Genomic DNA, 14,045 nt, shown 5'->3' with positions numbered 1-14,045 from the left:
CCTTCCTAACACCGAACTGGACGCCGGGTCCGGCCGGCGCCCCGCGCGCCCTGGGCGCGCGTCTCATACCGCCTACGGCGTCTTCCCGAAGTAGGCGGCGAGGACCGCGTCCGCCACCGGGGTCGACACGACCGCCCCTTCCCCGCCCGCCGGAATGAGTACGGTCACCACGATCTCAGGATCATCGTACGGGGCAAAGGCGGTAAACCAGGCATGCGACTGCCGGTACCTCCCGTCGACAGCGACGCCATACTCGGCCGTCCCGGTCTTCCCGGCGATCGGAATGTCGTCGCCCGTCCGGGGAAACTTGCCGTAGGCCGTACCGATGCGGTCCGTTATGGTGCGCCGCATCCCGCGCCGCACCGTCTCAATGTGCTCGGGCGCCACGTTCAGCCGGTGCACGACCTCCGGCTCGAAGCGCCGGATAATGTTACCCGCTCCATCGGCCAGTGCCTCAACCAGCCGCGGCCGGTAGTAGGTTCCCCCGTTGGCAATTGCCGCGATTCCGCATGTCAACTGCAGCGGCGTGCACGACAAGTGCCCCTGGCCGATGGAGACGTTAATAGTATCGCCGACGGACCAGTATTCGCGCAAAGGGGATTGGAACAACCACTTGGGATTCGGCACGACGCCCGAGGACTCGGCAGCCAGCTCGATCCCGGTCGGCGCTCCCAGGCGGAACTCCTTGGTCAGCCCCTCATAGATGCGATCGATCCCGAGGCCGTGGAAGAAGTGGGGCTGCGGGTCGCCGGGATTGTAGTAGTGCAGTGGGAGGTCGGCCCCCTCCGCCTGCTGGTTCGGCGCGCCCACGTTGTAGAAGTAGACGTCGCACGAGACGGCGATGGCTTCCTCCATCGCCACCGCGCCGTGGCCGCTCCGCACCCAGCAGTAGTAGTACTGGCCGCCGTTTTCGTCCCCCACTACCGGCACCCGGATCTGCCCGGCGCAGTAGACGTAGTCGTTCGGCCCGACGACACCGGCCTGGAGCCCCAGGCAGGCCAGGAGCGGCTTGATGGTGGAGCCGGGCGGGAACTCACCGCTGATGGCGAAGTTGGTCAGCGGCTTGAACGGGTCGTTGAGATAGGCGTCGTACTGCTCCTGGGAGATGCCGTCGACGAAGAGCTGGTTGTCGAACGTCGGCCAGCTCACCAGCGCCAGGATCGCGCCGGTGCGGGGATCGAGCGCGATGACCACGCCGTTGCCGACCGGCTCCCGCCCATCCTTCATGGCAGCCTCGTGGGCCCTGGCGATCCCCTCGCGCAGCGCCTCCGTCGCCTTCAACTGAAAGTCGCGGTCGATCGTCAGGACGACGGTCTTGCCGGGCTGGGGCTCCTGGCGCAGGGACTCGAGCTCGTTGACCTTCACTCCATGGGCGTCGACCTGCACCCAGCGCAGCCCGTGCTGCCCGCGCAGCACGTCTTCCATGTGCTCCTCGATGCCACCCCGGCCGACCCAGTCGTCGAAGAGGTAGTTCCCGTCCGGCCCGCCTGCCGCCTCGTACTCCTCTTTGGTGATCGGGCCGACATAGCCGAGGATGTGGGAGAACTCCGGCCCGGCGGGGTACTGACGCACCAGCGTCTCGTCGCTGACCTCCACGCCCTTCAGATACAGTCGGTTGCCTTCGATGGCGAGGGCCACTTCCCGGTCCACGTCCTTCTTGAGCAGGACCGGCCGCGGCGCACCCGGGTTGGCCTCCAGGGTGTAGCGGACGCGGTCCATGACGTGCACGCCCGGGAACCGCTTGACCTCCTCGCGGAGCCGTGCCGCCTCGTCCGGCGCGAGATCCTCGCGGATGACGTACAGATCGTCGTCGCTCCCGCTGCGCAGCACAGTCCCCAGGAGGCGGGCCGGCTCGATCCCGACCAGCGCCGCCAGTTCGCGGAGCACATACTCTTCGGACCCCTCGGGCAGCGCCGATCGACGGACGACGAGCAGGTCGCGCAGGTCGAGCAGCCGGATGAGCTGCTGGGCGATGGCGTCAGCCTCCTCGGGCTCGTCGGGGAAGAGGGCAGGGACGATCGAGACCGTCCAGCTGATGCGGTTTTCGGCCAGGATGTTGCCGTTCCGATCGACGATCAACCCGCGCGGGGCGCGGATCGGCTCGTCGCGGAATTGGTTGCCGGCGGCCACCAGTTCGTATTCGGCGGCGTCGATCACCTGCATCTTGAACAGCTTGGCCACCAGGGCGCCGAAGCCACTGAGGAACAGCCCCTTGAGCAAGAAGGCGCGCCGCGTGAGGAACACGGCGTCGTCCGGCCGGTTGTCGGCGTGCCGCCGTCTCCGATCCGCCGGGCGGACCAGCTCCATCCGCTTATGCCCGCGCCGCACGCCCCACCCCCATGCGCTCCATCAGCAGCACGAACAGGTACATCGGTGGCACCACCAACACGTTGAGCAGCGCCGTCAGGATGCCCAGTCGCACGCTCGCCAGGAGCGGGTAGCTCGTCCCGGCAAGGAGCGATACCAGCAGCGTCACGATGTGGTGGGCCAGCGTGGCCGCGACCACCGCCACCAGCGGGATGATCACGCCGCTGTGGAAGAGCCGTCGCCGCGCGAGCCCCCCGATCAAGGCGACCGGCACCAGTGCCAGCCCGTTGGACCCGAGCGGGTCGAGCGTCAGGACATCGAGCAGCAGCCCGAGCGGGAAGACCCAGAGGAGCCCCTCGGGCGTGCCCCGCAGCCCGCTCCAGACGAGCACGAGGACGAGGATGAGGTTCGGACCGATCCCGAGCACATTGACAATCGGGAACACCGTGATCTGCACAAACGCCGTGATAATGAGGATCAGCGCAAAGAAGAGGCGTGTCACCCTCGCCGCGTCGCCCTGCTCGTTGTCGGAAACGGACTGCCACCCATCCCGGCGAATCGTATCATAGGCCCTCTTCGGGCCACAAACGGATAGCGGGCCCGAACAGAAGCGCCGGCAGGAGTCCCTTGCGTGCACCACGCCACTTGGTCATGTCGTCAAACTTGATGAGGCCGGCGCCTCCGATGCTCCCGATGCGCGGCGGAGCACGACGGGATGACAACGCCGGTGCGCGGCACGACAATAGGTCGCCGGGCGAAACGCCGTGATCCGCATCGAGGAGGAACGATGAAGATTGCCTTCGTGATTTACGACGGGATGACAGCCCTCGACTTCATCGGCGCCTACGACCCGCTCACGCGCCTCAAGACGATGGGGTTCATGCCCGAAGTCTCCTGGGATATCTGCGCCTACACCGCGGAGGTGCGGGACGGCGCCGGGTTGCAGTTCACCCCCACCCGCGTCGGTGAGCCGCTGGCGGGGTACGATCTGGTCTACGTGCCGGGTGGCTTCGGCACCCGCACGCTGGTCCAGGACCCAGGGTTCCTGGCCTGGCTGGCGACCGCCCGCGACAGCCGCTGCCTGGCCTCGGTCTGCACCGGGTCGTTGCTGCTGGGGGCGGCGGGACTGCTCGCCGGACGCCGGGCGACCAGCCACCCATCCGCCTACGACGAACTGCGCGCCTACACGCCCCAGGTCGTGGATGAGCGCGTGGTGGACGAAGGGGACCTCGTCACCGGCCGGGGCGTCTCCAGCTCCATCGACCTGGGGCTCTATCTGGTGGAACGCATCGCGGGCCCGGAGGTCAAGTCCCGTATCAAGGCGCAGATGGACTATCCGTACGGCGCATAGCCGGGGAGGGCGCCATCCGAGAGGCCGCCAATGGGACACGATCGGGGGCATGAGGGGGAGCCGGCCCCGTTCCGGCGATCCACGGAAGGGGAGGAGCATCGCGTGGCAACTATCGAGGACTTCGAGAAGATCGACATGCGGGTCGGCCGGATCATCGAGGTCGAGGAGTTCCCGGAGGCCCGCAAGCCGTCCTACAAGCTGACCATCGACTTCGGTCCGCTCGGCATCCGCCGCTCGTCGGCCGGGTTGAAGCCGTACTACCAGCCGGAGGAGCTGATCGGGCGCCAGGTGGTCTGCGTGGTCAACTTCCCGCCACGCCGCGTGGCGGGCTTCCCGTCGGAGGTCCTGGTACTGGGGGCGATGCAGGCGGACGGCCGGGTGGTCTTGCTCCAGCCGGACCGCGAGTCGGAACTGGCCGCCCCAATCGCCTGATCGAGCATCCCACCGACCGGGGTGCCTAGCGCACCCCGGTCGCAACCAGGGCGAGGAGCAGCACGCCCAACCCGAGCCGGTAGACGACGAAGATCATCGTCGAGCGTGTCCGCAGGTAGCGCAGCAGGAACGCAATGGCCAGGTAGCCGACGATGGCCGCGGTGGCCATCCCGGCGAGGAAGACCTGTTCCTCCCCCGGGGCCAGCCCGGTCTCCAGGAGCGAGCGTGTCTCGAACACGCCCGCGCCGACGATGGCCGGTATACCCAGCAGGAAGGAGAAGCGCGCCGCCGCGTCCCGCTGTAGCCCGCGGAAGAGCGCCGCGGTGATGGTGCTGCCCGAGCGCGACACCCCCGGCAGCAGCGCCAGCGCCTGGGCCAGGCCGACCACCAGCCCGTCGCGCCCGGTGACGCACTCGAACGACCGCTCGTGCTTGGCAATCCGCTCGGCCAGCGCAAGGAGCACGGCCAGCGCGATCATGAGGAGCGCGACGAGGACGATCGCGGTGTTTCCCCCGTCGCCACCGTGGAAGAAGGAGTCGATCGCGTCGGCCGCGATGAACCCGGCAATAGCAGCCGGGATCGAGCCGAGGAGGATGATCCAGCCCAGCCGCGCCATCGGGTCGGCCAACGGACGGCGCTCGATCAGCCCGCGCGGCACGGCCACGGCAATCTGAGCGATCTCCCGCCAGAAATACACCAGCACGGCAACCAGCGTCCCGAGGTGCAGGGCGACGTCGAACGTCAGGCCCGACTCCTCCCAGCCGAACAGCCAGGGGACGATGATCAGGTGGGCCGAACTGCTGATCGGCAGGAACTCGGTCAGCCCCTGGACGGCGCCCAGGACGATCGCGCGCAGGACGTCCACTTCAGTCCCCCACCTCTTCGGCCGACAGACCTCGCACGGCGCGCCAGGAGAGGCTCTCGCGCCACCAGTGGTAGAGGCCGACAAGCGTCACCGGGAAGTAGAGCGCAGCGTGGACGGCGATGGCGTACGAGAGGGCAGTCCCTCGCTCGATACCGACCGCCCCGGCCAGCGCCAGAAGGATACCGGCCTCGAAGGGCCCGATGTAGCCCGGGGAAGCCGGGATCAGGGTCGCCAGGTTCGCCACGGCGGTGACCAGGAGCACCGTTCCCGGACCGAGCCCCAGCCCGAAGCCCTCGGCGATCACCCAGTACATGGAGGCTTCCAGCAGCCAAGCACCGAGCGACGCGACGGCCACCGCGATCAGGTCTTCCCGACGCCGCAGAATCGCCAGCCCGTCGAGGAAGGTGTGCGCCGCCTGCCCGACCGGCTCGGCGACCCGCGCCGGGAGCCGGCCCAGCCCCCGATCCAGCAACCACCGGCGCGGCCACTCGGCCGTCAGCACGATGAGCCCGACCAGCAGCCCGCCGAAGAGCAGCCCGGCAACCACCGCGACATGACGCACCTGCGCCGTCAGCGCCACCGACAGCGAGGCGACCAGCATGAAGCTCAGCATCGTCAGCCCGTCGAAGACCTTCTCGACCGCGATAGTCGCCAGCACCGACGACGCCCGCACGCCACGGCGGTTCGCGAGCATATACGCCCGCACCAGCTCGCCGGCGCGGAGCGGCAACACGTTGTTCGCCATAAAGCCGACGGTCACCACCGGGAAGAGGTCGCGCGGGGCGCAGCGGTGCACCGCCCGCAGCAGGGACGACCAGCGGATCGTTCGCACCCACAACCCGGCGAAGTAGAGGAGGACGGCCGGCAGCAGCAGCCAGTAGTTGGCGCGCGCCAGCGACGCCCCGATTTGGCCCAGATCCTGACCGTGGAAGGCGATCACCAAGAAGATGAGGCTCACGGCGCACCCGAGCCAGACGCGCGGCTTACCCACCCAGCATCTCCAGCCGTGTAGCGTGTCGTCGATGCCGCGCCCCGGTCTAGTCCGTGACGGGCCTCCAGAGTATACCGTCCCTACGCCTCACGACAGCAGTTCCATGAACTGCTCCATGCTGGCTCCCCCGTGGATACGAACCCGAGGGAGGAGCAGCGAGTCCTGCTCGGCCGTCGCACGGCCGCCTTGGGTGGTCACCGCGATCTCGTAGCCGGCGTCCCGTACCGCAGCCACGCTCCGCGCGTCGACGCGGCCGACCGGGTAGCAGAAGGCGCGCACCGGGTGACCCAGGTGGGCCTCGAGCACCTGCTTGCTGTCCACCGCTTCGGCCCGCACCTGCGCCTCACCGAGCGACGGGAGCTGGTTGTGCGATACCGTATGCGAGCCGATCTCGACAAGCCCCGATCGATCTATTTCCGCGATCATGTCCCAGGTGACGTAGGGCTCCTGACCCACCACGCCGGTGATGACGAAGAGCGTGGCCTTGAACCCGTACTGACGCAGCACCGGGAACGCGGTGGTGTAGAAGTCCCGGTAGCCGTCATCGAACGTAAGCACGATGGGCTTGGGCGGCAGGGCGCGGCGCCGCGCCCGGACATCGGCCAGTTCCCCGAGCGTGATCGGGGTGTAGCCCTCCTGCGCCAGCCAGGCCATCTGCTCGGCGAAACGCTCCGGACTGACCGAGAGATCGCGGCCGATCGGGTCACCCGGCCCCGGGTCGGGGCGGACGTAGTGGTACATCAGGATCGGGACGGGGACGACCTGCCCCTGCGGCTCCGGCGTCGGTGTCGGTGTGGGCGCCGGCGTCGGTGTTGCCGTCGGTGCCGGTGTGGGCGTTGGCGTCGGCCGTGGGGTCGTCGTCGGGGTAGCGGGCACGGGCGTTGCGATCGGGCGCCCGGGGGGCGCGGGCGTTGAGCTCTCCGGCGTGACCGGCCCCGCGGCGATCACGGGCAGGAGGAAGGTCGACGTGGGTGACGTGAGTAACGAGAGATTTGAGAGCGCCACGGCGAGCACCAGCAGGCCCAGCACCAGTCGGGGCCACACTGGCTCGCGCATAACTTTCTTCCCCTCCCGAGCAAGCAATGCGCAGTGCGCGAACGATCCGCCAGAATCCTACCGTCGCCAGCCGCGAGCCGTCGAGTCCCTATCGTAGCTGACATGTTTGACATGCATAGCCCATTTGGGGGCGGATGCGCACTGCGTACCGCACACCGACCTGCGACGCTGCGCAGCGTCGCGCGAGGTCCGGCACGCGCCGTCGGGACAGCTTCAACCGGCGGAAATCCGCGCCGGGGCGGGTCTCTCGTGCTATGTGCGGAGACGGGCAGGGGAGATGGACGGGTACTGCGCGGTACGCGCGTCTTGTCCAATTCGCGTAACTGGGTCCGGCGGGCACGACTGCATGGAACGTTTGTCAGGCTGGGTCGAGTAGACAAACGGGCAAACAGATGCTATCGTCTTTCTGGGTTGTTTGTGGGGTGGGGTGCATACGGGTGCCCCCTGGACGACCCATTTGATCGAACGGTGGCCTGCGGGGCCGGGAACGACGAGGTTCCCACAGGGTGCCCACGGACCCGGCCTTGTGGTCCATGCCCGTTGGGCGCCGCGGATGCGCCCGGTGCGTGGCCGCGACCCGTCGCCGCCACGTTCCCCGGCGAGCGCCAGTGGGCCCCGGGCAACGCTGGGCTCCCACAGGGCACCGCGGCACCATCATCCTCGTCACGCGATCCGCCCGGAAGTCTTTCGCCGGTGCACCGGGCGCGACGGACGCGCAGGCGGTGCGGGCCGGCAGGCCAGTATTGGGGGGGTCGCGGAACGAACGAGGAGCCGCCCCGATCGGCTCGATGGACATCCGATACGGCCATCGCGCCGGCTGGTGCGGAGCCTCGTAGCGGGCGCCGGCGCAGCACCAAGGCCCCAGTTCCGGCGCCACACAACGCCGCAGTACGGCGAGGAGGGAGGACGCGTGCGGCTGCTCCGATCGAGGCAGCGTCCGCCGCGCCCCGGCTAGCAGCGTGTGGCGACACCACCGGAGTCGGCGGGTGGAGGCAGTCGCCCGGCAACCTCGCCGAAGCGTGGTGTACGGCATCGTCCCACGCCTTGGGTCGCCTCGAACGAGGTAGCCACGACCATGAGGCTGCGACGGGCTCGGCACAACGCATGCCTGAACGAGAACTGCAGGGAGGACCGAAACCGTGGAAAACGAACGCAGCGAGCGCAGACCAACGTCGACGGAAGTGCGGCAACGCATCGGCCCGGCCATTCGCCGGCTACGCCAGCAACAAGGGCTGTCACTTTCCGACCTTGCTGAGCGCACCGGTATATCAGTGTCGTACCTGTCCAGACTCGAGAAGGGCCGCAGCGTCCCGTCGTTCACGCTGCTATCCCGGCTCGGCAACGAGCTCGGCGTCGACATCGGCTTCTTCGTCGAGACCGAGCGGGAAGCCCAGGACGTGGACCGCGCCCTCGAGGAGGAGCTCAGCAAGACCTCCATCCCAGAGGACGTCTGGCCCGAGATCTTCTCGCTGAGCATCGAAGCCCGGAAGGCGCTCCTCGACTACTTCGAAGCCCACGCCCGCGCCGGGGGGCGATAGGTACAACGTGTCTCGACCGGGGTGTGCCCGCAGGCACGGCCCGGTCGACTCCCCAACGCACACGATCGCACCGAACGCGCCAGGCGCGTCGGTGCGTTGGTGTGCGCCTGCGTCGCCACGCGTGATCGTCAGGATGTCAACCCCATGAGTGACACGCACGAGCGCTATATGCGCCTGGCTTTGGAAGAAGCGGCCAAGGCGAAGGCGGACGGCAACGGCGCCTACGGCGCGGTCGTCGTCCGCGATGGGCAGGTGATCGCCACCGGGCGTAATGAAGCGACCACCACGAGCGATCCCACCGCGCACGCCGAAACCATCGCCGTGCGCAATGCCGGCATCGCCCTTGGCACGCTCGACCTGTCGGGCTGCACCCTCTACGCGACCTTCCAGCCGTGCCCGATGTGTTGCGGGTCGATCCTGGTCAGCGGGATCAGCACGGTGGTCATCGGTGCGGTGCCGGACGGCCCGGCACAAACCCGCTGGCCGACCTACTCGGTCGACCGGCTGGTGGAGTGGCTCGGCTACCAGGATCGCATCACCATCATCACCGGCGTCCTCGCCGACGAGTGCCGAGCGATCCTGCAGCAATAACCCAGGCGCTGACTGTATCGCTCCCAAGGCCCGCCCGGGGGCGTCAGCCGGCTGGGATCAGACAGGTCTCACATCCCGGCGTCAGGGGCCGCCGCCCGGCATGTGCCCGGGGCTCAAGCCCCGGGCTGACAAGGAAAGCCGGCTCAAGCCGGCTGGGGTGACACAGGGTTCGCGCGTCGGCATGATGGACCCCGCCGCTCGGTTCGTGCCCGGCGGCCCTAGCCCCGGGCACACGCCGAGCGCGTACACCCATGTAAGTTGTCAAACTCCATAATCTCCGTGCCGAAAAAAGCCCGTTAGAGCCGGCTGGGTTGCATTGTGCTCACCCTCAGATGACACGGTGCCCTCCGCCCGGCCTGTGCCGGGGGTGAGGCTGCCGCACTTCCTGTCAGCGCGCTTGGGGGGCGTTGCCCCATACCTCGACGCGGTGGCCGGCGCGCTCGCCGGACCAGAGTGGCACGGTGCAGGTGCGGCGGAGGAGGTGCTTCCAGAGGAGCGCGTTAGCGAAGATCGTCTCGTCGGCGCTGAAGAGGTCGAAGACGGAGCGGGACGCCACGAGGATGATCTTCCGCTGTGCCCGGCTGAGCGCCACGGTGAGGCGGCGTGGGTCCAGCAGAAACTCCCCGGCGGACAGGAGGTAGTCGCGGTCACTCTCGGTGGCGGAGACGACGATGGCCGTGCGCTCTCCGCCCTGGAAGCGCTCCACGGTGTCGATGGCGCTGAGAGCAATCGCGCCGGTGTTGGGGTCGATGCGGCTCAGCCTCGGGAGTGCGTCCTGAAGCGCCGCCCGCTGGGCGCGGTGCGGCACGACGACGCCCAGCCCACGCTCCGGGTCGAGGTTGTACACCGCCGGGTCGGCGAGCGCTTGGAGAATCGGCGTAATCAGCGCCTGCTCGAACGGGTTGCGCACCTGACTGCTGTCCTCGTCGTGGACGACCACGACCATCGGGTGCTCGGGCGACAGGACCGCGGCGACGAACGGGTCCGGGTGCGGGTGCGGCTCCAGCAGGTCACGCTTCTCCGAGAAGTAGGGGATGCCGTCCTGCTCGTAGACCTCGCGACGGAGGAACGCGGCCATGTCGGCGTGGAGCCGGAAGCTCTGGCTGAACTTGATCATCGGCGGATTGAGCTCACGCAGCGCCAGGAAGAGCGACTGGTAGGTGCGGAACTCCTGGAAGGTGCGGCGCGGCTCGGTGTCCCAGGCGTGATGCACGATCGGCGGGAGTTGACGGTGGTCGCCGACGACGATGAGCTGGCCGTCGGGCGTGAGCGGCAGCGCGGCCATAGCCGCCTCGGGCAGGCTCATCTGCGAGGCCTCGTCGAGCACCAGGCAGGTGAAGAGGTCGTGGCCGAAGAGGCTCTGGCTGCCCCACCGCTTGCTCACCAAACGGTAGACTGCTCCGGGTGTCGCGGCCGCAACGCACCAGCGCTCGCCCGCCAGTCGGTCCCAACTCCCTCTCTCGGCGTCAAGACGGATCGCCCCAGGGACATCTTCACGGAGCCGGATCTGGAAGAGCGGCACGTCGAGTAGCCGCGGGTCGAAGTAGCGCATGAAGAGGGCTCGGTCGCGACCGGCCAGACGGTCCAGGCGTCGCTGCGCCTCGGCGATCTGCTGCAGCGCGACCTTGGTCGCCGCGTGCGTCTTGCAGGAGACGAGCACACGGCACTCGCGCCCGGCCGCGAGCGCTCCCTGGATCCGGGCGAGCACGGCAAACCCAGTAGTGTAGCTCTTGCCGGTGCCCGGTGGACCCTGCACCAGCAGGACCGGGTCGGCGCCGTGTTCGCCGATGTAGGAGCGCTTGCTTTCCTCGAAGCCGTGGAGGTGTTCCGCTCTGTGGAAGGCATCGAGCCCGGCCAGGAAGCGGCGCTGGCCCTCGGCCGCGGCCTCCGGCCAATCCACTGTCGCGCCGTCGAGGTCCACCAGCCGCTCGTAGAGCGTGTTCGGTTCACCGCGCGCCAGTCCCTCGGAGACCTTGAGGGCGTAGTACCCGTTCCAGTCGTTCGGATCGGGGTCGAGGGTGTACACCTCGTCGTCCCGCAGTGGCTGGGCGAGGAATGAGGAGAAGACGAAGCCGTTCGACCATGACCCGCCGCGTGACCCGGCGATCTCGACCTCGACGACGGCATCCACGGCGCGGCCCTCGTCGTCCCGCTCGACCGTGATCCGCCGAATCCAGCCGCGCAACTGGTAGAGCATCTGCTTCGGCGTCGGGGTGAACGGCGTCTGCTCCGTCTCCGGCAGCCGGGAGTCCACATCCCAGCGCGGGCAGATGATGACCGAGTCTCCGGGTTTCAGGGTTGAGAGCGCCAGGACCTCATCCAGGTCGCCGTCAACGCCCTCCATCTCGCAGCGCAACCGGACCGTCTGCCCGACGATCAACCCCCACCAGTCGCTCGCCTCGCGCTGTTCCCGGGGCAGGCTCACCCGTTTGGCGTCCGGGTGTCGGGCGCGGTACGCCTGCTCGTACTCTGCCCGCAGGCGCGCCCGGTGCCCGGCCTCGCGCATCGCACGGCGGACCTCCGGCGACTGGTCATCGGCGCGGTAGCGCACCAGCAGCGTCTCGCCGGCCAGCACCCGGCGCTCGGGCGGGGCGAGCCGCGCACCCTTCCAGGCCCCGAGCTGGACGTGCCGCTCGATGATGACGAACTCCTCCATCGCCTGGCCCAGGGTGCGGGCTTTCTCCTCGAACGTCGCAAGGTCGGGGAGGCGGAAGCTGGTCTTGGTCGTCTGCCTGTTGCCGGGGAAGTCGGCGGCGATGTGCTCTATCGCCTCCAGGCGCCTGGCCTGGAAGCCGAGCAGGAGATCCCGCGTGGCCCGGCGATAGGGCGCGTAGTCGTCATGGCCCTTCTCCGGCGGCTCGGGCAGCTCACCCCAGGCGGCGTAGGCGTACTCCAGCGGGATGTGGCTGCCGAAGCGAGCGCGCCGGAAGTACCAGCGGTTCGGCCCCTCGGGGTCGGCGTCGTCGCGCTCCAGCTTGCCCCAGAAGTCGAAGAGCCGGGCGCGGAAGATCTCGCGGTACGGCTCGGGCGTGTTCCAGTCGAACTTCAGGTAGGCGGCGACGGCGTGGAGCGACTGGCACACCATCGGGTAGTTCTTCAGCTCGCGGATCTCCTGGTCCAGGAAGGTGACCAGGGGCGAGTCGAAGGCGGCGAGCTGCGTCACGAAGTCGTAGAGCGGGGTCGCTCCGAGGATCGCCTCGAAGTGACGCGCCAGGCCCTCGAGGAGCAGCCGCTGCTCGTGCCGGTCGTAGAAGATCAGGTGGATTGGCGCCTCGCGCTCGCCCCTCTCGTCCGGCGCGGCGAGGGCGACGATGGCGCGCACGGTGTCGCGGATCCAGCGGAGGAAGACCGCTTCCTCCTTGGCCGGGCTGTCGGGCGGTCCGTCGCTGATGTGGACGATGTTCTTCGTCCGCACCGGGACGCCGCGCTCATGTGCCACGACCCGCGCGCCGAGCAGGTAGATGCGGTCGTGCAGGTAGTCGTGTTGGGCGTCGATGTAGACGCAGACGAGGTTCGGGTTGTGCTGGGCGTCGCGGTAGGGCAGCGAGCCGTAGCCCTTACTCGGGATGACCGAGGGCGCCGGCATGTGCTCGCCCTTCCAGTGACGATAGCGACGCGCCCGGTGGACCAGCTCGTCCAGCCGTGGGCCGACCGGCCAGGTGGTGCCGAGCTGGCGGATCAACTCCTCCCGCCCCGCAGCCGGGATGAGGTCGCCGTTGGCGCCGTTCGCCGGCTGTTTGAGCAGCGCCAGGTCGCGCACGCGGTTAATGCCGGCGCGGCGCAGGGCCGTCTTGTCGAACGGCGTCAGGTGGGGCAGCAGCGAGAGGTCGTCCTGCTCGGCGCTCCACTTCATGCAGAACTCGTTGTAGAGGCAGCCGTCGCAGCGGTAGGTCAGGTGGAAGGGGAGGTCCGCGAAGTCGGCTTCGGCGACCCGCCGGGCCAGCGACTCCGGCCCGGTTACCAGGTCGTGCACCGCCTCGCGGAAGCTGTCCGGATCGGGGATGATGTCGAGAAAGGCGTCGTCGATGCCGAAGATGCTCCGGGCTGCTTCGCGCTGGCGGGCGCGCTCTTCGGCTTCTTCTGCCCGCAGCTCCCGTTCGGTGTGGGGCGAGCCACGGTAGAGGACGGCGAGGTCGCAGCGCGCGCAGGCGATGCCGGCCTCGTCCAAGATTGCCGCCAGCATCTCCCCGTAGCAGGCCACCTGCAGCCGGTGCTCCAGCCGCGCGGCGGTGGAACTCTTGATGTCGGCGATCAGCGCGGTGAGGGCGCCGTCGTCGTCGCGAGCCAGCCGCAGGATGTCGACGTCGCCGCGCAGGTGCCAGTCGCCGATGGTCGCCGCCAGTCGGGGCTGGAACAGCACCACAGCCTCGCCCGGCGACAGATCACGGATGATGTCGAGCACGGCGGCGTTGTCCGGCTCACGGTCGCTAGCCCCATCCGGCGCCGCGAAGCGGACCGTGCGGGTAGTCGCCTCGATCGCCGCCTCCACACGCTGCTCGAAGGCGCGGCCGGAACGGGTCAGCAGCGGCGGGAGCGACTGGGGGACAACGTCGTAGTCGCGGAGGAAGCGGGACCCAGCCACGCGCTCATGCAGCCGCAGCCGCAGGTAGCGCCGGCACTGGTCCAGCCGGATGAACTGCGCCAGGTCGGTCGGCGCGATGAGCCGCCTGCCGTCCGGTCCCGGCGGCGCAGCCGGTGCCGGTGCCGCGGCCGACCTGTCCTGATTCGCCACGATCCGCGTCCCCTTCATCCACTCGACATGATGCCACGTGGACGATGCGTGCAGGGATGTGGGTATACATAATGGTAGCAAGTTGCCCCGAGAACCGGAAGGGCCGGGTGCGATGGGGTTGACCGCTCCACGCTAGCTGGGTGTGGGGTGGGTAGTGGGAGGGTGCGACGCCGTGGTAGGTG

General features: G+C 68.9%; 10 protein-coding genes. 4 read left to right on the top strand and 6 right to left on the bottom strand.

Annotated elements, in window-relative coordinates; genetic code table 11:
• Positions 1 to 72 precede the first annotated feature (72 nt).
• Both mrdA and mreD read right to left on the bottom strand, forming a co-directional pair.
• Positions 73 to 2,328, bottom strand: a complete 2,256-nt coding sequence (gene mrdA, locus IRZ30_RS01750) for a penicillin-binding protein 2 (RefSeq protein ID WP_294082272.1) — start codon at positions 2,326 to 2,328, stop codon at positions 73 to 75.
• The gene (gene mreD, locus IRZ30_RS01745; RefSeq protein WP_294082269.1) at positions 2,312 to 2,809 is read right to left on the bottom strand and encodes a rod shape-determining protein MreD; all 498 of its coding nucleotides are present in this window, start codon (positions 2,807 to 2,809) and stop codon (positions 2,312 to 2,314) included. The genes mrdA and mreD overlap by 17 nt, the downstream gene beginning before the upstream one ends.
• A gap of 285 nt (positions 2,810 to 3,094) precedes the next feature.
• Here mreD and IRZ30_RS01740 point away from each other — a divergent pair, with 285 nt between their 5' ends.
• A complete protein-coding gene (locus IRZ30_RS01740) occupies positions 3,095 to 3,658 on the top strand; it encodes a DJ-1/PfpI family protein (protein WP_294082267.1) in 564 nt (187 codons plus the stop codon).
• A gap of 102 nt (positions 3,659 to 3,760) precedes the next feature.
• Positions 3,761 to 4,090: a tRNA-binding protein gene (locus IRZ30_RS01735; RefSeq protein WP_012872492.1), complete on the top strand. Its 330-nt coding sequence runs from the start codon at positions 3,761 to 3,763 to the stop codon at positions 4,088 to 4,090.
• A 25-nt stretch (positions 4,091 to 4,115) separates the two neighbouring features.
• Here IRZ30_RS01735 and uppP read toward each other — a convergent pair whose 3' ends face one another.
• The 3 genes from uppP to IRZ30_RS01720 all read right to left on the bottom strand — a co-directional run bounded on the left by uppP (position 4,116) and on the right by IRZ30_RS01720 (position 7,002).
• Positions 4,116 to 4,955: an undecaprenyl-diphosphatase UppP gene (gene uppP / locus IRZ30_RS01730; protein WP_294082251.1), complete on the bottom strand. Its 840-nt coding sequence runs from the start codon at positions 4,953 to 4,955 to the stop codon at positions 4,116 to 4,118.
• Position 4,956: 1 nt separating this feature from the next.
• Positions 4,957 to 5,946: a lysylphosphatidylglycerol synthase transmembrane domain-containing protein gene (locus IRZ30_RS01725; RefSeq protein ID WP_294082249.1), complete on the bottom strand. Its 990-nt coding sequence runs from the start codon at positions 5,944 to 5,946 to the stop codon at positions 4,957 to 4,959.
• Between the two features lie 87 nt (positions 5,947 to 6,033).
• Positions 6,034 to 7,002 (bottom strand): polysaccharide deacetylase family protein, encoded by a 969-nt coding sequence (locus IRZ30_RS01720; protein WP_294082247.1) that lies wholly within the window; start codon positions 7,000 to 7,002, stop codon positions 6,034 to 6,036.
• A gap of 1,139 nt (positions 7,003 to 8,141) precedes the next feature.
• Between IRZ30_RS01720 and IRZ30_RS01715 the strand changes: the two genes are divergently transcribed.
• Positions 8,142 to 8,540 carry a helix-turn-helix transcriptional regulator gene (locus tag IRZ30_RS01715; protein WP_294082245.1) on the top strand — a complete coding sequence of 133 codons (399 nt, stop codon included), beginning with the start codon at positions 8,142 to 8,144 and terminating at the stop codon, positions 8,538 to 8,540.
• Positions 8,541 to 8,684: 144 nt separating this feature from the next.
• Positions 8,685 to 9,131, top strand: a complete 447-nt coding sequence (locus IRZ30_RS01710) for a nucleoside deaminase (protein WP_294082243.1) — start codon at positions 8,685 to 8,687, stop codon at positions 9,129 to 9,131.
• 388 nt (positions 9,132 to 9,519) lie between these two features.
• On the opposite strand, the gene IRZ30_RS01705 is transcribed toward IRZ30_RS01710, so the two are convergent.
• Positions 9,520 to 13,863, bottom strand: a complete 4,344-nt coding sequence (locus tag IRZ30_RS01705; protein ID WP_294082241.1) for a bifunctional RecB family nuclease/DEAD/DEAH box helicase — start codon at positions 13,861 to 13,863, stop codon at positions 9,520 to 9,522.
• Positions 13,864 to 14,045: the final 182 nt, after the last annotated feature.

Origin of the sequence: Sphaerobacter sp., assembly GCF_019683595.1 — a bacterium.
GTDB lineage: Bacteria > Chloroflexota > Chloroflexia > Thermomicrobiales > Thermomicrobiaceae > Sphaerobacter.
Note: the sequence above shows the minus strand (reverse complement) of the source record. Positions and strands in the feature narration are given on the sequence as shown.

What these genes read in the sequence shown, in the direction of transcription:
- IRZ30_RS01740 (WP_294082267.1), top strand. Translation starts at nt 3,095, where the DNA reads ATGAAGATTGCCTTCGTGATTTACGACGGGATGACAGCCCTCGACTTC.
- IRZ30_RS01720 (WP_294082247.1), bottom strand. Translation starts at nt 7,002, where the DNA reads ATGCGCGAGCCAGTGTGGCCCCGACTGGTGCTGGGCCTGCTGGTGCTC.
- IRZ30_RS01710 (WP_294082243.1), top strand. Translation starts at nt 8,685, where the DNA reads ATGAGTGACACGCACGAGCGCTATATGCGCCTGGCTTTGGAAGAAGCG.